Below are 23,394 nucleotides of genomic sequence, written 5' to 3'. Positions count from 1 at the left end.
TCGGGAGACTCCTGGCTCATGCCGCGCACCTCGGGGCCATGGCCTCCATCTGCGCCATGACGAGACGGATGGCCTCGGGCTGCTGGTCCGGCGGGTACTTGTGGACGATGAGCAGGCGCTTGATCGACGAGCGGAGCTTGGCCCGGACGTCGTCGCGCACCGTCCAGTCGGTCTTGACGTCCCGCCGCAGGACGGCGATCAGCTTCCGCGCGATCTCCGCCAGGGTGGCATCGCCCTGCAGCAGCGCGGCGGCCTCGTTCTGCGCGAGCGCGTCGTAGAGCGCCAGCTCGTCGTGTCCGAGCGGCGGGTCGAACCGTTCTCCGCGCTTCGACTCCGCGACGACATCGTGCGCCATCTCGACGAGAGCGGCGATCACCTCGGCCGACGTGAGGTTGGCGTTGGTGTACTTGAGCATGAGCTGCGAGAGGCGCTGGGAGAACGCCTGACGTCGCACCAGGTTCCCCGCGGTCGCGGCGCGTGCCTCCGCCGTCACGAGGGCACGCAGCGCCTCGATGGTGATCTGCGGGTGCGGCGCGTCCTTCGCCTTCGCGAGGAAGTCGGCGTCGAGCTGGTCGAGGCGCGGGCTCTCCAGCCCCGCCGCACCATAGACGTCCACGACGTCACGCGCGTCGACGGACGTCGCGGTGAGCTGGTTGAGCAGGCGCTGGACGTCCTCTGGGATGGGCTGACCGCTGGCCTGCCGCTCCTCGGCGTCGAGCTTGCCCATCCAGACCCGTACCTCCTCGTAGAAGCGGGCCTCGTCCGCGAGGTCGACGAGCGAGTCGTGCCGACCCGACGCCGACCAGGCACGCGAGAGCGCCTGTGCTCGACGGCGGAAGGTGTCACCGACAGGCTCCGCGTCGGAATCGGCGGGCACACGGTTCTGCGGCGTGCGCGGGCTGCGGAGCCAGCTCACGACATCGAGCACCACACCGATGTAGGCGCGGCCGCCGGAACCCGCCTCACGAAGCCTCGCGCGCCAGCCGGTGGGCTCGACCAGCTCTCGCAGCGCCAGGACGAGCTCGCGCGTGGCGGCGGCGACCTCCGCGAGCGGTGTCCCGACGGGCTTCTCCGCCTGGTCCCGCACCGTGTACTGCGCGAGCGCCGCCGCGAGGTTCTCCGCGACGGGAGCGTAGGCGACCAGCAGACCGGCGTCCTTGCCGCGGAACGTCCGGTTCACGCGCGCCAGGGTCTGCATGAGCAGTGCGCCGCGGAGCGGTCGGTCGAGGTACAGGGTGTGGAGCGGCGGGGCGTCGAACCCGGTCAGGAGCATGTCCTTGACGATGACGATCTCGAGCTCGTCGTCGGGGTCCTTGAGCCGGTTCTTGATCAGGGTGTTCTCGCCGTCGCGACGCACGTGGTCGGCGATCGGCGGCTGGTCCCCGGCGTCGCCGGAGTACACGACCTTGACCCGGCCGCGGGTGACGTCGTCCGAGTGCCACTCGGGCCGCAGCGCCACGATCTGCTCGTAGAGCCGGGCGCAGATCTCCCGGGTGCCGGCGACGACGAGCGCCTTGCCGGGGGCACCGACAGCCGCGACTCGCGCTCCGGTCGCGGTCGCCGGGCGCACGAGCTCGGCGACCGCGTCCCTGCGCTGCTCCCAGTGCGACACCAGGTCGTCCGCCAGGGTCTTCAGACGGGCGGGGGCTCCGTAGACGGCGTTGACGACGGCCACCGACTTCTCGATGCGGGCGCGTTCGGCGTCGTCGAGGCCGACGGTCGCCTCGTCTGCGGCGGTGTCGATCGTGCCCGGGTCGACGTCGTCGGGGAACCCGACCTTGACGAGTCGCGACTCGAAGTAGACCGGGACCGTCGCGCCGTCGGCGACCGCGCGCGTGAGGTCGTAGACGTCGATGACGTCGCCGAACACGGCCTCCGTGTCCCGCTCGCCGGTGACCGGCGTCCCGGTGAACGCGATCAGGGTCGCGTTCGGCAGCGCGTTCTTGAGGTGCCACGCGTAGCCGTCGAGGTCGTCGTAGTGGCTGCGGTGCGCCTCGTCGACGACGAGGACGACGTTGCGCCGCTCGGAGAGCACGGGGTGCTTGCGGCCCGCGCGCTTCTCCTCGGCGGTGAGCCCGAACTTCTGCAGCGTCGTGAAGTAGATACCGCCGGTGGCACGGTTCGCGAGCTCGCTGCGCAGCTCGCTGCGACGCGTGACCTGGCGCGGCTGCTCGGCGAGCAGCTGGGAGCGGGCGAACGTCTGGAAGAGCTGGTCGTCCAGGTCCGTGCGGTCGGTGATAACGACGATCGTGGGGTTCTCGAGCGCGGGATGCCGCCCGATCGCCGCGGCGTACAGCTCCATCTCCATCGACTTCCCGGAGCCCTGCGTGTGCCACACGACGCCGGCCCGGCCGTCCCCGCGGACCGCCTCGGCGGTCGCGGCGACCGCCTTGGTGACGGCGAAGTACTGGTGCGGCTTGGCGACCCGCTTGTGCAGCCCGTCCTCGTCCGCGTCGAAGGCGACGAAGCCCCGCAGCAGCTGACCGAAGCGTTCCGGGTTGAACAGGCCGTCGAGGGTGACCTCCAGGGGCGTGCGCGCCGCCACCTCGCCGAGCAGGCCGTCGTCGTGCACCAGGTGCAACGGCCGGTCGCCCTCCGGGCGTCCGTCGGGGCCGACCACCCGACCGTCGTCGTCCACGTTCCACGGCGCGTAGTGGTTGAGCGGGGTGAACGGGGTGCCGTACTTGGCGACGACCCCGTCGCTGATGACGGTGAGCACGCAGAAGCGGAACGCCATCGGCAGCTCGCGCACGTAGGTGGTGAGCTGCGCGTGCGCGGCGGCGACGTCGGCATGCGGCGAGCCCGCGTTCTTCAGCTCGACGATCACCACGGGCATCCCGTTGAGGTAGAGGACGACGTCGAAGCGTCGCTCGACGTCTCCGTCGACCACCGTGACTTGGTTGACGGCGAGCCACTCGTTCTCGTGCTCGTGCGCCGAGACGAGGCGCACCGTCGCGGTCTGCTCACGCCCGTCCTCGACGTACGCGATCCGGTACCCCTGCACGAGGACGTCATGGATCCGCTTGTTCTCGGTGATCGCGTCCTGCGAGCTCGGCCGGAGGATCTCCGCGAGCGCCTGCTCCAGGTACTCGCGCGGCACGTCGGGGTTGAGCCGGCGGACGGCCGCGCGCATCCGCGACGGGATCGCGAGCTCGGACCACGCCTCGCGCTGCGGCTGCTCGCCGAGCGCCGTGTAGCCCGGGTGCCCGATGTCGGACAGCGCGCCGGGAACGATCTGCTGCCCGCGCAGGGGCTGCCAGCCGAGCGGCTCGGCCAGGTGGTCGAGCGCGAGCTGCTCCCAGTCGGCCTCGTGCGGTCGCATTGGTCCTCCGTGCTGGTCGGGTGGTCGTGGCTGTCGTCCTCGGCACCCATCGTGGCCGAACCAGCGGACCGAAGCAGCAGTTTCGGCCGGTAATCACCCTTATCAGGTCGTCGGTTCTCCAGGCTGCATAGTCGCGGCCGCATCGCTCTACCTGCGCCACGGCCGCATCAGTCGGTCCGCGCCTGTGTCAGATGTGATTCATCCCGGGCCCGAGCAGCCAATGCGTCAAAAATGATGCATCGCGACGCGTGACCTGATATGAATCAGATATGAGCGCCCTGCCGTGGTTCCGCGCCCGCACAGGCCCTGCCCTGGGGACCGCGATCAAGCGCGCGCGGGAACGTGCGCTCCTGAGTCAGGACGAGCTGGCCGAGGCTGCCGGGACGTCGCGACCGACGGTCTCCCGCCTCGAACGTGGCGCGTCCGTCGCGAGCGGCACCGTCATCGAGCTGGCGAGCGCATGCGGCTACGAGATCGTCCTGGTGCCCCGCGGTGCCCGGATCACCGTCGAGCCCCGCGACGAGGGGCGGGGATGACCGTGGTCGCCGCACTCACGATGTTCCTCCGGGGCGAGAAGCTCGGCGAGGTCCGCCGCCTGCGCAACGGACGCCTCCGGCTCCGCTTCGCGACGAGCGCCCTCGGGCGGTGGGGCGAGGGCAGCCGGCCGCTGTCGCTGTCCCTCCCGCTCACCGAGCGTCGCGTCGAGGGCCCCGAGCTCGAACGGTTCCTGGACAACCTGCTCCCCGAGGGCGCTGCCCGTGCCGCCCTGGAGCGCGAGCACCACGTGCGTGCGGGCGACACGTTCGGCCTCCTGTCGCGCGTCGGTGCCGAGTGCGCCGGAGCAGTCCAGCTCCTTCCCGAGGGCGCGGAGCCGACCGACGGGCACCTCCGTCCGCTCGACGACGCCGAGGTCGCGCGGATCGTGGCCGACCTGCCGACCCTCGAGCCGCCGGACGGACTCGCGGTCACCGCGTCGCTGGGCGGGATCCAGGCCAAGGTCCTGCTGCACCGCACGTCGACGGGGTGGGCCTGGCCGGCTGACGGCGCGATGTCGACCCACCTGATCAAGCCCGAGCCCTGGGGTGCGACCGGCGTTCCGCACCTGGTGCAGCTCGAGCACTGGACGCTCGGGCTCGCACGCGCGGCGGGTATTCCCGCAGCGCGGTCGGAGCTCGTCACCCTGGGCGGGCGCGAGGCCATCGTCGTGGAGAGGTTCGACCGGGCCGACGGGAGGCGGCTCCACCAGGAGGACCTCGCCCAGGCCCTCGGGCTCGCCGCCGTGGACAAGTACGAAGGCTCGGGAACGGGGCCGGGCCGGCTGGCGACTGTCGCCCGCCAGGCAGCTGCCGAGGCGGTCGACCCGAGCGAACTCCTCCGCGACCTGCTGCGCCAGGTGACCTTCAATGTCGTCATCGGCAACGGTGACGCGCACGCGAAGAACTACTCGTTCACGATCGACCAGGAGGCGTCGTACGGTGTGGCGCCCCTGTACGACACCGCTCCGGTGTTCCTCGTGTCCGCCGCCTACCGTCATTCCGGCATGGCGATCGCCGGCAAGAACAGACTGGACCTCATCGCCGGTGGCGACCTGGTGCACGAGGCCGAGTCGTGGGGGATGCGGGTGGACGACGCGCGCGCCCTCGTCGGGACGACCGCGAACGCGGTCGCCGATGCCGTGCACCGCGCTCCAGACCTCGAGCCGTACCGCGACCTTCCCGCGACGCTCGTCGGCCGGGCAGATGAGGTTGCGAGCTCCGCGGAGGCCGCGTGAACCCGTGCGCCAGCCGCTGAGATCCAGCTCGGCATGCGGTCAGTCCGCCTCGATAAGGTAGCGGCTATCACGGCCAGCCCCTCTGACCGACCCTGTCGGGCACGGGCTGGTCTTCATGTGCAGGCGGGCAATAGTCGCCGACAACGAGCCTTACCGGTCTCGTTTCACGTCTCGCTTGATGCAGGCGGTCGGCGGACCTCGGCGCGCCGACCGCCCGGGCGAAGCGGCTCAACTGACGTCGGCGGCCTGGTTTGTCACCCCGTACGGCACATGCACGCTCGGCGCGAACGCCGCCGTCGACAGCAGGTGTGATTCCTGGTCGTCGAAGAAGATGTGCGGACGCATGACCTCGAGGATCCGCCCCTTGTCGATGCCGCCGAGGAAGAACGCATCGTTGACGGTCACGCCCCACTGCTGGAGCGTCCGCACCGCCCGCTCATGGGCCGGTGCATTCCGGGCCGTGACGATCGAGACCCGGAGCCTAGGCTGGTAGGTCGGGTCTGCGTCGCACACCTGTGACTCGACCGTCTGGATGCGGTTGACGTCCCGGAGGAATCCGCTGAGCGGTCCAGGATTCAGCGGGATCGCCTGATGCTGCCGCTCGTACTCCCGGAACTTCTCGATCCCACCACCCTGGTAGACGCGCTCCGAATCGTCCGCCGCGAGGACCCCGTCGAAGTCGAAAGCGATGCGCAGCTCGTGTCCGTCGTCCTCCGTCGCCGCGGACGAGCTGAGCACCTGTCCCGCGGGGAGGTCCAAGTCGACCGCCGCACGGACGTCGGCCGGGTCTCTGGACAGGAACAGCGACATGTCCAACGCCGGGATGTAGTCGTACGGCGCCTTGCCCTGCGTGAAGACGGACCGCGTGATGTCCAAGCTGTGGGTTGCGATCGATCGCATCACCCGCAGCCCCGTCGACGGGTCGTTCTTCGACAGCACGATGACCTCGACGAGCGGGTCATCCGCCCGCAGGTTGTTCAGTGCGAGGAGCCGCTGGAGGAACGGGAACGCGACCCCCGGCTTCAGGGTGTCGTCGATGTGCGCCTCCTGATGGAGCCGGTACGCCTCCTCTCCCTGCGCCCGGAAGACGGCGTCCGACTCCGTCAGGTCGAACAGCGCGCTCGACGCGACACCGACAACCAGCCGGCCGGCCAGCTCATAGGGCATCCACGACCTCCTGGGCCTCGCGCATGCGAACGCTGCCCGACATCAACTGCGGGAGGAGCGTGTCGCGAATCGCCGCCAGGGAGAGGTTCTCCCGTTCGGCCAGTAGGGCCCGCTCCCAGAGTGCCGCCATCCCCGCGTCCTCGGCGGCGATGGAGTCCTTCGACGGCACAGTAACCAGTTCGTCGAGATGGCGGCGCTGGATGTGCCCCATCGTCGTCGCCTTGTCGGCCGCGATGGCACGGAACTGCTCAAGCTTGTCCAGGATGAGCTGATGGATCAGCCACGTCGGATAGCCGCTGTTCGGGATCACCTTGAAGATGTGCTGATTCACCACGCCCTCGTCGCGAAACCAGCGACTCAAGGTCAGCGATCCTGACCAGGCGAACAAGAGATCGCCCGGCCGAGCCACATTGTCGTCGCACGCGTCGACCTCGTTGCGTACCGTCGACCCCGTCAGCCCTGAGTTCAGCTCCGCGATCCGGATCACCACACGACCAGTCCCTGTAGCCCCCTTGGTGAAGTTCCTCCCGTTGACGAACCGTGCCGTCTGGCTCAACGGCTCGCGCCGGTTCGAGTCGTTGACCATTCGGCGGAAGCACAGTCGCGCCAGCTCGTCGGCGGTGGCGGCGAGGCGGGTGTTGGCCGCGATCTTGTCGTCGAGGGCGCCCAAGACCTCGGCGATCGCTCGCTGCTCACCTAGATTGGGAAGCGAGACGTTCAGAGCGTAAAAGTCTTCGCGAGTTGTCGACGGAATTGCAGATCCCGACCCAAGCGAGTTGATATCGGCATGCTTTAGCGAATAGTAAGCCCAAAACGGGTCTACGGTGGCATCGAGGTCCAACCAGTACGCAGTGTCGATTACCCAGAATGGTCCGCGCGCCAGCGTGACCCCTCGATATGCACCCTTGCGTCCGATGATGAGCTTCGGGCCAGCACCTAGAGCCTTTCTGTCCGTGAAGCCAATCGGCCCCACGGTGCCAAATACCTCAACCGCCCCGGATTCCCCGCGTTCAACCGTTGGTAGCGCCCGCCCATAGTTGAGGTTCCCAACGGCACCCCAGGTAGTCTCACGCCACTCACCCACGGACCCGCTCCAGCTGCTCGCGCACGACCTTTTCCAGCCGCGCCGACTCGTCGAACTGCTCGAACAGTTCCTTGGTCAGCCGAGCGATCTTCGCCTCCACCGGCTCGCCGTCGTTCTCGGCCTCGGCGGCGCCGACGTACCGACCGGGCGTCAGGGCATATCCGGCGTCCTTCATGTCCGCGAGCGCCACGGTCTTGCAGAACCCCGCGACGTCGTCGTAATCGAGCCCCTGCTCTACGGCCGAGGCAGTCCCCCGCCACGCGTGGTACGTCCCGGCGATCCGGGCGATGTCGTCGTCGGAGAGCGCGCGCTCGGCACGGTCGACCATGTGCCCGAGATTGCGGGCGTCGATGAACAGCACCTCGCCGGCGCGCGCGCCCTTGTCCTTCGCGAAGAACCACACGCAGACGGGGATGCCGGTCGAGCGGAAGAGCTGGGTGGGCAGCGCGACCATGCAGCTCACGAGGTCGGCCTCGACGAGCTGGGCGCGGATGTCACCCTCTCCCCCGGAGTTCGACGACATCGACCCGTTCGCCATGACCACGCCCGCGGAGCCGGTGGGCGCCAGCTTGGACAGGATGTGCTGGATCCACGCGTAGTTCGCGTTCCCCGCGGGCGGCACGCCGTACTTCCAGCGGGTGTCGTCGGTGCTGCGCGCCCAGTCCTTGATGTTGAACGGCGGGTTCGACATCACGTAGTCCATTGGCACGTCCGGGTGCAGGTCTCGCGCGAACGTGTCGCCCCAGCGTGGACCGAGCTGCCCGGACAGGCCGTGGATCGCGAGGTTCATGCGCGCCAGCTGCCAGGTGCGCTGGTTGAGCTCCTGCCCGTACACGCTGATGGCCTGCGGGTCGGCGCCGTGGCGCTCGAGGAACTTCTCCGCCTGCACGAACATGCCGCCGGACCCGCACGCCGGGTCGTACACGCGCCCGCGGTACGGCTCGAGCACCTCGACGAGCACGCGCACCACGCTGGGCGGCGTGAAGAACTCGCCGCCGCGCTTGCCCTCGGCGCGGGCGAACTTCTCCAGGAAGTACTCGTACACCTCGCCCAGCACGTCGCGTGCCTTGGACACCTTGGTGCCGTCGGCCATCACGCCCGTGAACCGGGCCGAGGAGAACAGGTCCACCAGCTCGCCCAGGCGGCGCTGGTCCACGCTGATCGAGTTGAAGATCGTCGGCAGCGTGCCCGCCAGCGGCGGGTTCGCCCCCATGAGGTGCGCCATCGCATCATCCACGAGCTGGCCGACCGACGCCTCCGGCTCGTCGATCGTCGCGACGCGGCCCTTGGCGTTGCGGGCCAGGTAGCCCCACCGCGACCGCTCCGGCACCCAGAACGCGCCGGCGCGTCGGTACTCGTCGACGTCCTCCAGCAGCGGCGCCGCGTCGTCCTCGCTGAGCCCGTCGGCCACGCACTCCGCGAGGATCGCCTCCCGGCGCTCCTCGAACGCGTCCGACACGTACTTCAGGAACACCAGCCCCAGGATCACGTCCTTGTACTGGCTCGCGTCCATCGAGCCGCGCAGCTTGTCCGCGGCCTTCCAGAGCGTGTCCTTCAGATCCTTCATGGTGGTCGCCGTGGCGACCGACGGCATGGCCGCCTTGGTCCTCGGGGGCACTCGGTTGTCCTTCCTCATTCGGTGGCCTCATCTTGTCCTGCGGCACTGACGCCGTCGTCGACCTCGCCAGGGACGATCTGCACGACGCCGCTCGCGACGCCGTCGACCAGCGCCCCGGCGAGCGCCTCCAGACGGTCGAGCTCGCGGCGCGCGGCAGCGGCACGGTCGGCGACGGCGCGGAGCGCCCGTTCGACGTCGCCCGCCTGGTCCGCCGGCAGCATCCGCACCCGCCATGACCGCCACCGCTTGGCACCCGAGGGCTGGGCTGCGATCTCGCGGGCCACGACATCGGACAGGACGCGAGGGCAGTCCCCGCCACCGTCGGGGTCGACGACGCGCAGGACCCACGCCGGGTACACGACGGCGGAGAAGCCGTCACGGTCCACCTCGGCCGCGGGACGGGGCGTGGTCGTGACGACGACGTCGCCCGGCTCGGTGAGCCGCGCACCGGGGTGCTCGGCGGCCAGGCGCATCCGGTCGACGGCCCGCGTGCCCCACGGGACGGCACCGAGCAGCTCGTCCGGGCCCAGCACGCGGGTCAGTGCCGGATCCCTCCCCGGCGCCGGCACGACCATCGACTCCGCGAGGCGGACTCCGGGCAGTCTGCGCACCCTCCCGTCGTCGGCAAGGGTGCCCAGCAGGGCCTCGTGCAACGGCCGGGCAGCGCCCCGACGCACGGTGACGTCGAGCGGGCGCCGGTCCTCGCCGTCGAGCAGCTCCGCGAGCTCGCGGACGCGCACCGCCGCCGCACCGCGGTCGTCGCGCGGCACCTGCGCCAGGCCTCGTCCCGACTCGATCAACGAGCCGCCGCGCGCGAGCACCTCCGGGAGCCTGACGAAGCGGGCGAACCGGAAGGCGTGCGCGCGCACGGAGTCCGCGCTGTCGAGGGAGGCGACGACGTCGGTGAGCAGGTCGTCGAGCACCCCCCTGTCGAAGGCCGGGCCGTTCACGGTGGCGTCCGAGAGGTCCGCGACCATCGTCCACCGGTCCCCGATCGCGACGTCGGCGTGCGCATCGCCGAGCACCCACAGCGCGAGGCGCTGCCGCGAACGGTCGACGACGAGCCCCGGCGGCAGCAGCACCGCCGTGCGCAGGCGGTGCGTGCGCAGCAGCGCCGACCGCGCCGACTCCACCGCCGGGCTCGAGGCCGCGTCGACCAGCGCGCTCGCGGGACCGATCACCACGGCCCGCTGACCGGGCCCCAGCGACAGGACGACCTCGTCGACCCGGGCCAGCGCCTCCTCGTCCGACACGTCGCCGACGCCGACCTCCGGCACCTGGCGGACGACGACCGCCTCGGTCGGCAGGTCGCCGCCCTCCAGCGTCCGGACGTCCCAACCGTGCGCGACCAGGCGGCGTCGCGCGAGCCTGCGCCCCTCCCCCGGCGGCACCAGTGCGGTCGGGACGTCGACGGCGTCGGGCGTGGCGAGGACCGCATGCAGCAGGTCGCCGCACCCGGGCGCCGGGCTCGCCACGACGTCCGCCGGCGCCACCGCCTCCACCACCCGCGCGACCAGGTCGAGCGCCGCCGGCGCGAGCGCCGACCGGGTGAGGTCCGCACGGCCGGCGCGGTAGCGGTCCGCGAGCACGGCCTCCGCGGCGCGGCCCGGCGAGTATGCGGCGGACGCCATGAGGTCCGCGAGCTCGCACACGGCCGGGAGGTCGGCCCCGAGCGCCGCCACCTCCCGGTAGAGGAACTCGTCGTCGGGGTCGAGCTCGTCGGCCAGGTCGAGCACGTCGTCGGGGGCGAGGTCCGCGAGCGCCACCGACGCGTACGCGCGCAGGCACAGCAGCGCGAGGAGACCGTCGGTGGGGCGGCCGCTCCCCGGACGGGCGTCGAGCACGCCACGTACCGCGACGTCGGCGGCGAAGTGGGGGTTCTTCCCCAGCCCGGTGCGCTCCACCCATGCGACGACCTCCGACGCGCGGAAGCGCGGCGAGCCCGCGCCGTCCACGACGGGGGCAGGGAACGGGCTCGGGCCGGCAGCGTGGCGCGTACGCCACATGGACACCACCGGTCGCTGCACGCCGGCCGTGAGCGCGATGTCCGACAGGGACAACGTCAGGTCGTGCAGCACGGCCTCGGCCGTCCGTGCCGGTCGCAGCGGTGTCGAGTCCATCGCGCCTCCTCTCGTCGCGCCAAGGGTAGGCGCACGACCCGCGCCGGCAAGGTCTCGACGGCGCGATAAGAGGCTTTATCACCCGCTTCCCTGACAGCGCCTGTCTCCCGAGTCGATGCTCCTGCCAGACGGGTCGGAACAACCCACCCGACGCACATCGACGCGAGGAGCCGACGATGAACGAGGACGCACCGGTCGACGGCCGCGTGGCCACCGCTCCGCCTCCGCCGCAGGGCCCGCCGCACGACGACCCGACGCGGGACGACAGGCGATACCGCCCCGGGACGGTCGTCGCCGCGGCTCTCGGCGGGATGGTGGTGGGAGCGTCCGTCGTAGCGCTCGCACTGTCACTCGGAGGTCCGGCACCCTCCGGCGACGCGACCGACACCGGGCCCGGTGCGGCAGCCTTCGAGGCCGCCTACGACAGCTGCGGGCCCAGCGACGGAATGGAGCTCGTCGACGACAGCACCACCCTGGCGCTCGACGTCCAGGGCGACGACGACCTCACCGGCACGAGCTACACGACCGTCGACTGTGTCCTCAGCGCGCTCGAGACGCCGTCCCGCGTCACGGAGCTCATGTACTCGACCCGGGCGCTCGACGGCAGGCAGACCGACTCCTGGGACGGCATCACCACGTCGTGGGGCTACCACCCCGACACCGGGCTCGACCTGCTCCTGACGGTGGATCCGACGGGAGACCAGACGTGAGCGGCGCCGATGCTCGACCCCGGACGTCGTCCCGATGGGTGCGTGAGCACCGCACGCCGATCGCGCTCAGCACGGCAGGGGCGCTCCTGGCCGTGTTCGCAGCGGGCGCGACCGTCGTCGCCGCCGACCGCGACCGCGACGCCCGGACCGCGCAGACGCAGGCCGCCGACACCGCCGCCGAGCTCGACGCGACGCGCACGGAGCTCGACGGCGCCCTCGCACGCGCCGAGACGGCGGAGAGGCGGATGGACGACGCCAAGACGGAGGCGGCGACCCAGCAGGCCGGGCTGGACGAGCGCGAGTCCGGGCTGGACGAGCGCGAGCAGGACGTCGCCGACCGCGAGAAGGCCGTGAGCAGGACCGAGAAGAAGATCGAGAGCAGTCGCATCGACGAGGGCGTCTGGACCGTCGGCACCGACATCGAGGCCGGCACCTACCGCACCACCGAGCCCGTCTCCGGTGACTGCTACTGGGCGATCTACCGGTCCGGCACCAACCAGGGCGCGATCGTCCAGAACGACATCGTCACCGGGGGCCGCCCCACGGTCGGACTGAGCGACGGCCAGGACTTCGAGACCAACCGCTGCGGCACGTGGGACAAGCAGTGACCCCGTACGAGCCGCCCCCTCACCACTCACCCCACACCACAGAAGGAGCTCTCATGTCCACCACTCCGAACGGCCCGACGTACGAGCCGTACCCCGTTCCTCCGGTCCCCGGCACGCCGCCCCTGGGGCGGGGCAACGGGCTCGCCGTGGCCGGATTCGTCGTGGCCCTGGTCGCGCTGCTGCTGTCCCTGATCCCGATCGTCAACAACGGGGCGTTCGTGCTCGCGATCGTCGGCCTGGTGCTGGCGATCGTCGGGCTGGTGAAGGCCCGCCGTGGTGCGCCCCGGCAGGGCATGGCGGTCGCGGGCATCGTCCTGGCCGTGCTCGCGGGCGTCGGCGTCCTGGCGTCGCAGGCGTTCTACAGCTCGGTGCTCGACGACGTCTCCGACGCTCTCGACGACACTCCCGCCCTCACCGGCGAGGATGCTCTGGCCGAGCCGGATGCGGACGTCGCGGACCAGGCGACCACGGAAGAGGACACCACCGCCGCCGACCCCGAGCCGGCCGCGGCCGAGGAGGGCACCCGCGACACCCCCTTCACGTTCGCGGACACCGTCAACAACGACGACTGGACCATCGACCTCGGCAAGCCCCACGAGGCGTGGACGGACATCCACGCCGAGAACCAGTTCAACGAGGCGCCCACCGACGGCATGGAGTACTGGATCGTCCCGGTCGAGGCGACCTACACGGGCGGCGAGACCGGCACGCCGTGGGTCGACCTCACGGTCGAGTTCGTCGGCGACGACAGCGTCACCTACTCCGACTCGTGCGGCGTCATCCCTGACGACCTCACCGACGTCGACGAGCTGTACGAGGGCGGCTCCGCCAAGGGGAACGTGTGCGTCGCCGTCCCCGCCGGGGCCCCGGGGACCTGGACGCTGACGGCGGGCTGGTTCGCCGACCCCGTCTTCTTCCGCGCGAAGGGCTGACACCCGCCGGCGGCGGGCGCGCCGGGTCCACGCCCTGCGCGCCCGCCGCTCACCACCACACCGACAAGCACGAGCACGTCCACGAGGAGCCGACCATGCCGTTCATCCACTCCGTCCACGTCGCCGAGCCCGGCACGCACAACGAGCACATCGAGGCTGTCGCCGTGTCCGACCTAACTACCGGCCCGCTCCGGGTCTCGAGCCGCGAGGCCGTGCACACCGACATCGTGCGCGGCACCCGCTACCGGGCCCTGCACCCGGTTACCCACGAGCAGACCGACGTCGTCGCGCGCACCAGCCCGCGCGGTACCCGCTACATCACCACCCTCGCCAACGGGACCGAGAGCGACAACCTGCTGCGACTCCCCCGCTTCTGAGCAGTCGCGTCAACGGCTGCTGGACGCGGGCACTTCACGGCACGCGCACGACCGCGCCAGACGTTCCCGCCGGTTTCGTCGCAAGCCGCGGTCCGCTGTTGCCGAGATCACCCGGCCCAAAGCCGAGATCGCCCGATTTCACCCGGTCGGACCCGATCGCGCCCGCCTCCGACGTGTCACGATTCCCGCGCCCCCCTCCCGCGACGCCCCTTCTGAAAGACCTCGAATGACCACCTTCATCACCTTCGCCGTCTGCGCCGCCATCGTCGGGATGGGCCTCTGGACGCTCGTCAAGATCCGCAACGCTCACCGGCTGGCCCGCCTACGGATCGAAGGCGTCCGCGCCGTCGTCGCCGACGTCCCCCATCCGGCAACGTCCGACTACCGCACACTGATGCTCCGGCGAGCCCAGGACGGCAACGTCGAGGTCGCGCACCTCTGGCACGAGTACAACGAGACCCTGGTCAACGGTCGCGACGGCGCGCTGTTGAACACCTGGACGCCGACCACTACTTCCGGTCCGACACCCTCGCGCCGGAGCTTCTGCACGATCGGGTCATCAGCAACCGCTCGTCGGTCCTGACCGTCCTCGGTGTGCTCGGCACGTTCCTGGGCCTCACGGCGGGACTCGCCGGCGTCGACCTCGCCGGCAACGCCGATCAGCTGACCGACGGCGTCCGCACCCTGATCAGCGGAGCCTCGACCGCCTTCATCACCTCGGTCTTCGGGGTCGTCGCCAGCCTGATCGTCCAGGGAGTGGAAAAGAGCGCCGGACACAAGGTCGAGGGCTCGATCCAGGCGCTCCAGGCGCAGCTCGACCGGCTCTTCGACAAGCAGACCTCCGAGGCCTCGCTGGTCAGCATCATGAACAGCTCCGAGGAGAGCGAGAAGCATCTGGCCGTCCTGGGTGAGCAGATCGGCGCCAAGCTCCAGGAGACGGTGGGGTCGCTCGCCGGCGACCTTCGCGAGTCCGTCGACCACATGCAGCGCTCGGTCGAGGAGGCGATCACCAGCACGATCGCGCCCGAGATGGAACGCATCGCGACGATGGCGGCGCAGCAGTCGTCGGACATCTTCGAGGGCCTGGTCGAGAAGTTCGCGGGGCGCTTCGAGCAGATCGGCATCACGCTGGCCGATCGGCTCGACGACGCCTCGTCGACCATGTCGACCACGCTCGACTACCTCGGCTCCCGGATGGCGCAGCAGGCCGACGAGCACGCCGAACGCATGGAGGAGATGCGCTCCGCCACCCAGCGCCAGGTCGAGCTGCTCGAGGAGCATCTGCCTCGCGTCGTCGAACGACTCGACGAGGCGACCGCGCGTCTCGACGCCGTCTCGGAGCAGCTGGCTCCGTCGGCGGAGAACCTCCGCACCACAGCCGAGACCTTCGAGCGGACGAGCACGGCGTTCCGTGACGTGCTCGCGGACAGCGTCGAGTCGTTCGAGGAGATCAACGCCAAGCACGCCGGCGCTACCGAGATGATCACTGCCCTGACCGAACGTCTGGAGAGCCTGACGACCTCCACGGCCGCCGCATCGTCCGTGCTCGAGGAAGCCTCGGGTGCCCTGCGCGACGGCATGGCCGGCATGCAGGAGCAGCAGGGCGCCTCCTTCGAGGCCGTGCGTGCGCAGCAGCAGTCGTTCCTCGACGCCCTGCGGGCCCACCAGGCCGAGGTGCTCGACAAGCTCGCGACCGAGGTCGACGGCTTCCGCACCTCGCTCACTGCCTGGTTCGTCGACTATTCCGGCGCGGTCAAGGAGCAGACCGACTCGCGCATGAACGCATGGAACGAACAGACCCTCGCGTACACCTCGACGATGCTGGACGCCGCTCGTGCACTCTCGGCCGCCGTCGAGGACATCGAGCAGCTGCAGGTCCCCTCGCCCGGCGGCGGTGACGAGACCCGTCAGGTGGCCGCATGAGAGCGCCTGCCCGACGCGCGCGCCAGAGCAGCGCCGAGGACACGTCGCACTGGATCTCGTTCTCCGACCTCATGTCGGCGCTCCTGCTGATCTTCCTGCTCGCCGTCGTCCTGCTCGTCGTGTCGCTGACCAACAAGCAGCAGGAGCTCGCTGCCGAGCAAGAGCAGGCTCGCTCCGACGCCGCCGCTTTCGCAGCGCAGAAGGAGAGCCTGACCAGCCAGATCGCGACCCTGCGGGACCGCGAGGAGGTACGTTCGCAGATCGTCGAGGAGATCCGTGACGACCTCCGCGAGCGCGGCATCGCGGTCGAGGTGAGCGATGACAGCTCCGTCCTGCACATCCCGACCTCGGCCCTCGGCTTCGCTTCAGGGTCCTACGAGATCAGCTCGGCCCACCGGCACGTCGCCCTCACCATCGGCGAGGTCGTCTCCGCCGCCGTCCGTGCCGACGACCGGTACAAGGCGCTCGACACCGTCTTCGTCGAGGGCCATACCGACAGTGAGAAGTACCAAGGTCTCGAAGGGACCGGTAACTGGGGGCTGTCCACGTTCCGGGCGATCTCCCTGTGGCGACTCTGGGACGCCGACATGCCGAGCGCACAACAGCTCGACACGCTCGCACGCTCTGACGGCGAGCCCATCTTCTCCGTCTCGGGGTACGCGGACTCCCGACCCGTGGAGGACAAGCAGGCCACCGACGAGCAGCGAGCCGCGAACCGTCGCATCGACCTCAGGTTCACCGTGAAGGGCCCGACGGCCGACGAGCTCGCCACGATCGTCGAGGAGTCCGACGGCGACCTGACCGCCGACGCCGCCGAGGGCACGAAGTGACCCTGGTCCTCCCGCCCCCCGAGCTGACCGCGGCGCCCTGGCCGCCGGACCTGGCCGACGCCTGGCGCACCGCGGCGGAGGGTGCCGCCGAGGTCTCGCGGCGGGCGGGAACCGGCACCCGGTTCGAGGCAGTGCTCGGCGAGGCACGCACGCTCCTCGAGTCCCGGCGGTCCGAGGAGATCGTCGCGCGGTCGACCGACCGACATTTCGCGCGCGCCGTGGTGGTGCTCTGGTCGGAAGAACCGCGCCTGGCCCAACGGTCGATGACTCCCCCGCTCGTCGACGCCGTCACCGCGGGTCCCCCCTCACGGCAGACCGTCATCACGCTCGCCGCACTCCTGCTGACGCACTACGACCTGCTGGACGACTGGCACGAAGGCCTCTTCGCGGCCGTGACCTCGGCGGTCGACCGCGCGGTCGGCGGCACCCGCCACCGGGAGCACCAGGACCTCGTCGAGGTCATCCGTGCCTCCGGTCGGTACGTCACTCGCGTCGACGGGCCGCAGGTCCTCGCAGGCGAGCTGGTCGCCACCGGCACGACGCCCGAGAACCAGCCGGAGGCTCGCGCGCTCTGCGGCAACGACCAGGGGCGCTATGCGCGAGTGCTGCGCAACTCCTATTACCTGGCGCAGATCCATGCGGCCGACCACACCACGGACGGTCACGCGTTCCTCGCCGACGCCACCGCACGAGCCACCACGCTGCGCCGCGACGAGGACGACCGCCGGTTCGGGATCGCCGTCCTGACCGCGCTGCTCGACAAGCCCGACGGTCGGATGCCGAGCGCATCCTGGGTCGAGGCGGTGGTCGAGGTCGGCGGCGACCCGCGCCACGAGCAGAACCCGACCTGGCGCGAGTGGTGGGCGCACGTCCCCGACGATCTCCGTGCGCGCGCGGTCCGCTGGATGTCGGGGGCCGACCTGCGGACGTTCCTCGCTGCCGTCGAGCTTTTCGGCATTGAGAACGGGAACGTGGACCTCCAGCGCATGTTCCCCCAGCGCCAGCGCTTTCTCATGGGGCTCTACGAGTCCGGCCTGGTGCGGTCAACACGGCTCATCCTGGGCGAGGACGTTCGCGCCACAGTCCGGCGCGTCACGAATCTCGGACTCTACGACGTCCCGCGCTTTGCGGACCCCAGGCGTGACACCGCGATCGTTTTCGTCGACTGCGGCGACTTCCACCTCGTGGAGGGCTCGCACAACTTCAAGCTGCACGTCTATCTCGGCGAGCCGGAGCCCGTCCTCACCGACCCGCTCCATCGCTCGTTCACCCGTGACGACCTGACGAAGACAGTGCCGTACCGCCACCAGCAGCGGCACGGCGAGAGCGCGTTCGGAGCCTGGTCGCACCATGGCAGTGCCTGGCTCTGGCATGCGCTGGACTTCCTGCGGGACGGCGGCGTATCGCTCGACGAATCGGCGCTTGTCACCCGCCAGGACCTTGCCTACGTCGTGCAACGACGCCGTGGCACGACGGCGCCACACACACCTGCCCGTTCCCGACGCTGGTGGAGCCGATGAAATTCCGCGACCTGCTCCGACGAACCCCCATGCTGCCGGACGACCCTGCTGCGCCGATGCCGCTCTTCACCGTCGAGCACGGCGACGCCACGCGGTTCACGACGACGGCGGAGACCTTCGCCGAGCTGCTCGCGGGCCGCGGGCAGCGCAGCGCCCAGGAGCAGTTCCTCGTGCTCGAGTCCCTGGCAGACGACGGCCGGGCACGTGCTGTGGACGACGGCTTCGAACTCACGGCCGACGAGATTGCTCGTCTGCCGCGCGACGAGGCCGGCCTGTTGAGGCTCCCGCCCCGGTTCACCGGCGCGTTCGACGTCACCGTCCGCTCCGTGACCTCCCGACCCGACTTCACGGTCGGGCTCGCCCTGCGTACCGACCGCTACGAGGAGCCGTTCCGCCGGGAAGGCGCCACCGTGCTGCTCGGGATGGCCCCTTACGCGCGGGCGTATCGGCTGTCGCCCGCCGCCCTGCGCACCGTCCGCGCGGTCCAAACGCACCAGGCGCTCGCACCACAGGCCCGCAGCGAAGCACGCAACGCGCGCCTCGTCGCCGAGCTCCAGGCGGCCCAGCGGATGGCGGCCTCCAGCGACGCCGACATCCGCGACGAGCACTTCGCGCTCGACCTTGGACATCTGGATGGGTTCACCACCATCGCGCCGTCCAAGGTCGGCCTGCGGGTCGAGCCCCAGGACGACGGATCGCTGCTCGTCGCGCCCCATCTCGACCTCGACGGCGACCCCCGTGCCCTGGACACGCGCTGGCACCAGCTGCCCGACGAGGAGGACGCCAACGGTGGCGTCCTTCGTGTCGACAAGCAGCTCGTGCTGCTCGACCGTCAGCAGCTCGAGGGTGTGCGCGAGGTGCGGCGCCGTCCGCGGATCCCCAAGGAGCAGGTCCCCACGTTCTACGAGGCCCCGGGCGCGTTCTTCGACCCGGAGCTCGTCGACATCGAGCTCACCTTCATGTGGCTCGTCGCCGGGCTGGGTCGGCTCGCCCCCGTGTCCTATGCCGAGGCCGCGAAGTCCGGGACGGACTGGATCAACCCGGACCACGGGGTCACGGCCCCGGAGGTGCTGGCCGAGCGCCCGCAGACGACCGGGGAGCAGCAGGAGATCGAGCAGGCGGTCGCCGACGCGTGGGAGCGCGCGGAGGACCTGTTGACCCTCGGTCAGGACGTGGTCGACATCTCGGACCACAGCCGGGTCGACGAGGCTCTCGAGGCGTCGCGACGCAGGCTCGCCGACCTCGGCGTGGACACCTCGTCGCCGCCCGTCGACGACGACCCCGAGGCTGGACCGCAGGTGCGGGTCGGCTGGGTGCTCGACGATGCGACGACGCTCGCCGACCGGCTGCGGGCTGCGGCCGAGGCGGCGACCCTGCGGGGACCGGTCGACTACACGAGCCTCGGCCGTCGACCGTTCCCGCACCAGATCGAGGGCATCGACTGGATGACACGGCTCATGCAGGCGTCGTTCGAGGGCCCGGACGACGACCCGGCACGCGTGCGAGGCGGGCTGCTCGCCGACGACATGGGCCTCGGCAAGACGTTCATGACGCTCGCTGCGCTCGGCGAGATCGTGCGGACCGGTCGAGAGACCGGCATTGCCACGCGTCCCACGCTCGCCGTCATGCCGGTCGCTCTGCTGGAGAACTGGCTCGACGAGATCCAGGAGACCTTCGGCTCCAGGCACGGCCCCTTCGACGACGTCGTCGTGCTCCACGGCGACGGACTCAGCCACTACCGCACCGGCCGCGGACGCGAGAGCGCCGTGAGCGAGGAGCACCTCGACGCCTCCGGCATGGTGCGGTCGGACGTCCTTGCCGACCTCATGCTGCTCCGCGTGGGCGAGGCCTGGGGCGACGCGCGACTCGACCGGCCCGGGACGCTCGTCCTGACCACGTACGAGACCGTCGCCCGCTACCAGGTCTCCCTCTCACAGGTGGACTGGGGTGTCGCCGTCTTCGACGAGGCGCAGAACCTCAAGAACCCGGACATCCTGCGCACCCGCGCCGCCAAAGCCCTCCGCGCGCGGTTCAAGCTTCTCGCCACCGGAACCCCCGTCGAGAACTCCCTCAAGGACTTCTGGTCGCTGCTGGACACCGCGCAACCTGGGCTGCTCGGTTCGTGGTCGCAGTTCCGCGAGGCGTGGGAGACCCCGATGAGCGCGGCGAGCGGCGACGCCCACGCGGACCTCGGGCAGCGGCTCCGGTCCGCCGTCGGCCCCTACATGCTCCGTCGTATCAAGGAGGACCACCTCACTGAGCTGCCCCCGAAGCACGTGCACGCGGGCCAGCACGGCCGGGTCATGCCGCCGGCCCAGGTCGCGGCCTATGACGACGTGATCGCCCGCTACCGGGCGAAGGCCGGGACCAAGGGAGCCATGCTCGGCACGCTCCAGCGTCTGGCGCAGGTGAGCCTGCACCCGGGGCTGCTGACGCCCGAGGTCGAGATGAGCGACCCGACCGCGGCCGGGGACTCCGCCCGTACGGATGTCGCGGTCCGGGAGATCCTCGACGGGATCCGGGGCCGCGCCGAGAAGGCGATCGTCTTCTGCTCGTCCAAGGCCATGCAGCGCACGCTCGCCCTCTGGCTGCGTGCGCTCTACGGGGTCCCCGTCGATGTCGTCAACGGAGACACCCCGGCGACCGGCCGCGGCGACACGCGACTGCGCAAGATCCGGGAGTTCGAGGCGCGCGACGGGTTCGCCGTCATCGTGATGTCACCGCTCGCGGTCGGCGTCGGCCTCACGGTCGTGGGCGCGAACCACGCCATCCACCTGGAGCGGCACTGGAATCCCGCCAAGGAGGCGCAGGCGACCGACCGGGTCTACCGGATCGGTCAGACCAAGCCTGTGCACGTCTACCACCCGATGGCGCTGCATCCCGACGTCGACTCGTTCGACGTCAACCTCGACCACCTGCTCCGCAGCAAGGTCGCGCTCAAGGACGCGGTGGTCGTTCCGGAGTCCGTCTCCGAGGAGGAGATCGCCCGCGCGATGGGCCTGGGGTGACGCTGCGGGCGCCCGGTCACTCCACCGTCCGCACGGACTGCCGGCCGTCCACGACGTCGGCGGTGCCGTGCCGGAGCTCCCGCGGCTCGAGCTCCAGGTACACCAGCCCGCCGTCGCCGACCTGCGAGCGGGCGACGGCGAACCCGGAGGGCGAGGCGCCGTCGTCGAAGAGCCGTGCGCCGGATCCGACCACGACCGGCGCGACGAAGATCCGGTAGACGTCCACCAGGCCGAGGTCGTGCAGGGTGCTGGCGAGCCGTGCGCTGCCGTGCACCTGCAGCTCGCCGGCCGGGCCGTCCTTGAGCGCCCGCACCCGGTCGTCGAGGTCGGCCGGGTCGATCACCGTGGTCCCGGCCCAGGCGGGCTCGCCCAGGGTCGCGGACACCACGTACCGCGGACCTGCATCGATGCGGGCGGCGAGGGCGTCGTCCGGGTCGGTCACCTGCCCCCAGGACGCGTGGAAGATGTCGTACGTGGTGCGGCCGAGCAGGAAGGCGTCGACCTCGTCGAACCACTCCTCCACGACCTCGCCGAACAGGGGATCCGTGGTGAACGGGACGAACCAGCCGCCCTCGGCGAACCCGCCGCGTGTGTCCTCCTCGGGCCCTCCGGGACCCTGCACGACCCCGTCGAGCGAGGTGAAGATGTTGACGCTGAGCCTCATGGGGACCTCCGTCAGGTGTCGTCGACGGAGGGTGGACGGCGCGCGCGGACCGGACTCATCGGGCCGTATGCCCTGGACTTCCGCGCCTCCGCGGCATACTTTCACCTCGGCAGCATGCTGTGACCCGATTCACACGCTCGTCACGCATGCCGAGGAGGGAGCGGAGCCGTGGCCGACGTCCTGGTGCTCAACGCGGGCTACGAGCCCCTGCACCGTGTGTCGGTCAAGCACGCCATCACGATGCTGGTCCGCGAGGTGGCGGTGGTCGAGGAGGCGGTCGAGGGGCACCAGTTCGGCCCGTACCCGCTCCCCCGCGTGCTGCGCCTGGTCCGGTACGTGGCGATGCGCTGGCGGTACCGCGGCGCCGGGCGCCCCGCCGTCACCAAGGACGGCGTCAAGCGTCGCGACGGCGCCTGCGCGTACTGCGGCGGCCCCGCCGAGACGGTCGACCACGTGATCCCCCGCTCGCGCGGCGGCGACTCGTCGTGGCTGAACCTCGTCGCGGCCTGCGAGCGCTGCAACGGCCGCAAGGCGGACCGCACCCCGCTGGAGGCCGGCATGCCGCTGCTGCTCGCGCCGTACGTGCCGCCCGCCGAGCACGGTCTCGTGCGCCGGCGGCGGCGCACCGCCGCGACGGCCGCGGCCTGACGTCCCAGGGGGCCTCGTCCCGCCGACGTCCCGGCCGCGGCCCGGGCGTCAGGCCGCCGGCTCGTCCTCGGGCAGGTCGGGGACCACGGACAGCGACCCGGTGATCGCCACCGCTCCGCCGCCGCCGTTCTCGGCCGGCGACAGCGCGCGCGACGCGATGACGCTGCTCGCGAAGTTGGCGTGGCACTCCGTGCAGTACCACTCCGGCGTCGGCACGGGCACCTCGAAGCCGCCGTAGACGACGTCGGGCTCGGCGTTCATCACGTCGTCCTGGAACGTCATGCCCCACACGATGCGCTTGGTCTTGCCGCGCGCGCCGCAGCCGGGGCACTGCGGGCGCATCCGCGCCCGCTGCGACGCGACGGTGTGCGCGTGCATCAGGTCGTGGCACTGCTCGCACATCAGGTGCACGTCGCGCACCAGCTGCTCCAGGGTGCGGCCGCCCGCCGTGGTGGTGCCGAGCCGGACGGCGCCGTCGTCGTGGGCCCGCATGCGGTGCACGTCGACGAACCGCTCGCAGGTGGCGCACCGCTCCTCGCGCCGCATCGACCAGCCGGTCACGGCGCGGTGGCCGAGAATGCGCAGGGCGTGCACGTCGGGCGCGGTGGCGCCGGCGCCGCAGTCCCCCGGGTCGAGCGTGTGCACCGGGCCGCCGCGGAACTGCTCCGCGACCCCGTCGAGCACGAGCCGCGCGTGGTCCGGCGGCAGCCAGCCCGACGAGCCGGTGTAGGTGTCGGCGCCCTCGAACAGGTCGGCCCACACGATCGGGCGGTCGGGGCCGAACAGGTCGTCGCTCACCCAGCTCTCCCCGTCGCTGGAGCCCATGAGCTCCACGGCGGCGACGACGCCCGCGTCGCCGAGCACCGTCACGACCACGTCGCCCCGCTGCGGCCCGTCCGGCCCGCCGGGCAGCCGGTGCTCCGGCGCGCGGGTGGCGATCGCGACGGACTCCGTCAGCCAGTCGGCCGACCAGTTCAGGTACACGGACGGCACGAGCCACGCGGGGAGGGCCGACAGGGAGGGGAGGGTCTCTCGGGTCACCCGCAGAACATATCGGGCGCGGACCCTCCGACACCACGGGCGTGGTCGTTC

The 23,394-nt window shown here is 71.1% G+C and carries 19 protein-coding genes; 12 read left to right on the top strand and 7 right to left on the bottom strand.

Annotation, left to right across the window (positions count from 1 at the left end; translation table 11 throughout):
- Positions 1–16: 16 nt before the first annotated feature.
- Positions 17–3,322, bottom strand: a complete 3,306-nt coding sequence (locus ACQFYA_RS06890; protein ID WP_499122444.1) for a type I restriction endonuclease subunit R — start codon at positions 3,320–3,322, stop codon at positions 17–19.
- A 269-nt stretch (positions 3,323–3,591) separates the two neighbouring features.
- Between ACQFYA_RS06890 and ACQFYA_RS06885 the strand changes: the two genes are divergently transcribed.
- Positions 3,592–3,858 carry a helix-turn-helix transcriptional regulator gene (locus ACQFYA_RS06885; protein WP_499122441.1) on the top strand — a complete coding sequence of 89 codons (267 nt, stop codon included), beginning with the start codon at positions 3,592–3,594 and terminating at the stop codon, positions 3,856–3,858.
- Complete coding sequence (locus ACQFYA_RS06880; protein ID WP_499122439.1) at positions 3,855–5,093, top strand: HipA domain-containing protein; 1,239 nt, start codon at positions 3,855–3,857, stop codon at positions 5,091–5,093. Before ACQFYA_RS06885 ends, ACQFYA_RS06880 begins: the two co-directional genes overlap by 4 nt.
- A gap of 228 nt (positions 5,094–5,321) precedes the next feature.
- Here the strand turns inward: ACQFYA_RS06880 and ACQFYA_RS06875 are convergent, their stop codons facing one another.
- Genes ACQFYA_RS06875 through ACQFYA_RS06860 form a run of 4 tightly spaced genes read right to left on the bottom strand, consistent with a single transcriptional unit; the run spans position 5,322 to position 11,082 of the window.
- Positions 5,322–6,260 carry a 5'-nucleotidase gene (locus tag ACQFYA_RS06875; protein WP_499122437.1) on the bottom strand — a complete coding sequence of 313 codons (939 nt, stop codon included), beginning with the start codon at positions 6,258–6,260 and terminating at the stop codon, positions 5,322–5,324.
- Positions 6,250–7,344: a restriction endonuclease subunit S gene (locus ACQFYA_RS06870; protein ID WP_499122435.1), complete on the bottom strand. Its 1,095-nt coding sequence runs from the start codon at positions 7,342–7,344 to the stop codon at positions 6,250–6,252. Before ACQFYA_RS06870 ends, ACQFYA_RS06875 begins: the two co-directional genes overlap by 11 nt.
- Positions 7,337–8,962, bottom strand: coding sequence for a class I SAM-dependent DNA methyltransferase (locus ACQFYA_RS06865; RefSeq protein WP_499122432.1), 1,626 nt, complete (start codon positions 8,960–8,962; stop codon positions 7,337–7,339). Before ACQFYA_RS06865 ends, ACQFYA_RS06870 begins: the two co-directional genes overlap by 8 nt.
- A 14-nt stretch (positions 8,963–8,976) precedes the next feature.
- A complete protein-coding gene (locus tag ACQFYA_RS06860; protein WP_499122431.1) occupies positions 8,977–11,082 on the bottom strand; it encodes a hypothetical protein in 2,106 nt (701 codons plus the stop codon).
- A gap of 176 nt (positions 11,083–11,258) precedes the next feature.
- On the opposite strand from ACQFYA_RS06860, the gene ACQFYA_RS06855 reads away from it, so the two are divergent.
- From ACQFYA_RS06855 to ACQFYA_RS06815, 9 genes are all read left to right on the top strand, one after another.
- The gene (locus ACQFYA_RS06855) at positions 11,259–11,792 is read left to right on the top strand and encodes a hypothetical protein (RefSeq protein ID WP_499122429.1); all 534 of its coding nucleotides are present in this window, start codon (positions 11,259–11,261) and stop codon (positions 11,790–11,792) included.
- Positions 11,793–11,830: 38 nt separating this feature from the next.
- Positions 11,831–12,400, top strand: a complete 570-nt coding sequence (locus ACQFYA_RS06850) for an Rv1352/Rv1906c domain-containing protein (RefSeq protein WP_499122428.1) — start codon at positions 11,831–11,833, stop codon at positions 12,398–12,400.
- A gap of 53 nt (positions 12,401–12,453) precedes the next feature.
- The gene (locus tag ACQFYA_RS06845; RefSeq protein WP_499122425.1) at positions 12,454–13,332 is read left to right on the top strand and encodes a DUF4190 domain-containing protein; all 879 of its coding nucleotides are present in this window, start codon (positions 12,454–12,456) and stop codon (positions 13,330–13,332) included.
- Between the two features lie 95 nt (positions 13,333–13,427).
- Complete coding sequence (locus tag ACQFYA_RS06840) at positions 13,428–13,709, top strand: DUF3892 domain-containing protein (protein WP_499122423.1); 282 nt, start codon at positions 13,428–13,430, stop codon at positions 13,707–13,709.
- Between the two features lie 226 nt (positions 13,710–13,935).
- A complete protein-coding gene (locus ACQFYA_RS06835) occupies positions 13,936–14,292 on the top strand; it encodes a hypothetical protein (protein WP_499122421.1) in 357 nt (118 codons plus the stop codon).
- Positions 14,205–15,632, top strand: a complete 1,428-nt coding sequence (zorA, locus tag ACQFYA_RS06830) for an anti-phage ZorAB system protein ZorA (RefSeq protein ID WP_499127462.1) — start codon at positions 14,205–14,207, stop codon at positions 15,630–15,632. Before ACQFYA_RS06835 ends, zorA begins: the two co-directional genes overlap by 88 nt.
- Positions 15,629–16,462 (top strand): OmpA/MotB family protein, encoded by an 834-nt coding sequence (locus ACQFYA_RS06825; protein ID WP_499122419.1) that lies wholly within the window; start codon positions 15,629–15,631, stop codon positions 16,460–16,462. Before zorA ends, ACQFYA_RS06825 begins: the two co-directional genes overlap by 4 nt.
- A gap of 131 nt (positions 16,463–16,593) precedes the next feature.
- A complete protein-coding gene (locus tag ACQFYA_RS06820) occupies positions 16,594–17,982 on the top strand; it encodes an EH signature domain-containing protein (RefSeq protein WP_499122416.1) in 1,389 nt (462 codons plus the stop codon).
- Positions 17,979–20,990, top strand: a complete 3,012-nt coding sequence (locus ACQFYA_RS06815) for a DEAD/DEAH box helicase (protein ID WP_499122413.1) — start codon at positions 17,979–17,981, stop codon at positions 20,988–20,990. Before ACQFYA_RS06820 ends, ACQFYA_RS06815 begins: the two co-directional genes overlap by 4 nt.
- A gap of 16 nt (positions 20,991–21,006) precedes the next feature.
- Here the strand turns inward: ACQFYA_RS06815 and ACQFYA_RS06810 are convergent, their stop codons facing one another.
- On the bottom strand, positions 21,007–21,654 hold the full coding sequence (locus ACQFYA_RS06810) for a dihydrofolate reductase family protein (RefSeq protein ID WP_499122410.1): 648 nt from the start codon (positions 21,652–21,654) through the stop codon (positions 21,007–21,009).
- A gap of 168 nt (positions 21,655–21,822) precedes the next feature.
- Here ACQFYA_RS06810 and ACQFYA_RS06805 point away from each other — a divergent pair, with 168 nt between their 5' ends.
- A complete protein-coding gene (locus ACQFYA_RS06805) occupies positions 21,823–22,302 on the top strand; it encodes an HNH endonuclease (protein WP_499122408.1) in 480 nt (159 codons plus the stop codon).
- 48 nt (positions 22,303–22,350) lie between these two features.
- Here the strand turns inward: ACQFYA_RS06805 and ACQFYA_RS06800 are convergent, their stop codons facing one another.
- Entirely contained in the window at positions 22,351–23,343 is a 993-nt protein-coding gene (locus tag ACQFYA_RS06800; protein ID WP_499122407.1) for a hypothetical protein, read from the bottom strand.
- Positions 23,344–23,394 lie beyond the last annotated feature (51 nt).

Origin of the sequence: Promicromonospora sp. Marseille-Q5078 (assembly GCF_050315395.1) — a bacterium.
Lineage (GTDB): Bacteria > Actinomycetota > Actinomycetes > Actinomycetales > Cellulomonadaceae > Isoptericola.
Note: the sequence above shows the minus strand (reverse complement) of the source record. Positions and strands in the feature narration are given on the sequence as shown.

Excerpts from the sequence above, each read along its gene's own strand:
- ACQFYA_RS06890 (WP_499122444.1), bottom strand. The coding sequence starts at position 3,322 with ATGCGACCGCACGAGGCCGACTGGGAGCAGCTCGCGCTCGACCACCTG.
- ACQFYA_RS06885 (WP_499122441.1), top strand. The coding sequence starts at position 3,592 with ATGAGCGCCCTGCCGTGGTTCCGCGCCCGCACAGGCCCTGCCCTGGGG.
- ACQFYA_RS06880 (WP_499122439.1), top strand. The coding sequence starts at position 3,855 with ATGACCGTGGTCGCCGCACTCACGATGTTCCTCCGGGGCGAGAAGCTC.
- ACQFYA_RS06875 (WP_499122437.1), bottom strand. The coding sequence starts at position 6,260 with ATGCCCTATGAGCTGGCCGGCCGGCTGGTTGTCGGTGTCGCGTCGAGC.
- ACQFYA_RS06860 (WP_499122431.1), bottom strand. The coding sequence starts at position 11,082 with ATGGACTCGACACCGCTGCGACCGGCACGGACGGCCGAGGCCGTGCTG.
- ACQFYA_RS06855 (WP_499122429.1), top strand. The coding sequence starts at position 11,259 with ATGAACGAGGACGCACCGGTCGACGGCCGCGTGGCCACCGCTCCGCCT.
- ACQFYA_RS06845 (WP_499122425.1), top strand. The coding sequence starts at position 12,454 with ATGTCCACCACTCCGAACGGCCCGACGTACGAGCCGTACCCCGTTCCT.
- ACQFYA_RS06840 (WP_499122423.1), top strand. The coding sequence starts at position 13,428 with ATGCCGTTCATCCACTCCGTCCACGTCGCCGAGCCCGGCACGCACAAC.
- ACQFYA_RS06835 (WP_499122421.1), top strand. The coding sequence starts at position 13,936 with ATGACCACCTTCATCACCTTCGCCGTCTGCGCCGCCATCGTCGGGATG.
- ACQFYA_RS06825 (WP_499122419.1), top strand. The coding sequence starts at position 15,629 with ATGAGAGCGCCTGCCCGACGCGCGCGCCAGAGCAGCGCCGAGGACACG.
- ACQFYA_RS06815 (WP_499122413.1), top strand. The coding sequence starts at position 17,979 with ATGAAATTCCGCGACCTGCTCCGACGAACCCCCATGCTGCCGGACGAC.
- ACQFYA_RS06810 (WP_499122410.1), bottom strand. The coding sequence starts at position 21,654 with ATGAGGCTCAGCGTCAACATCTTCACCTCGCTCGACGGGGTCGTGCAG.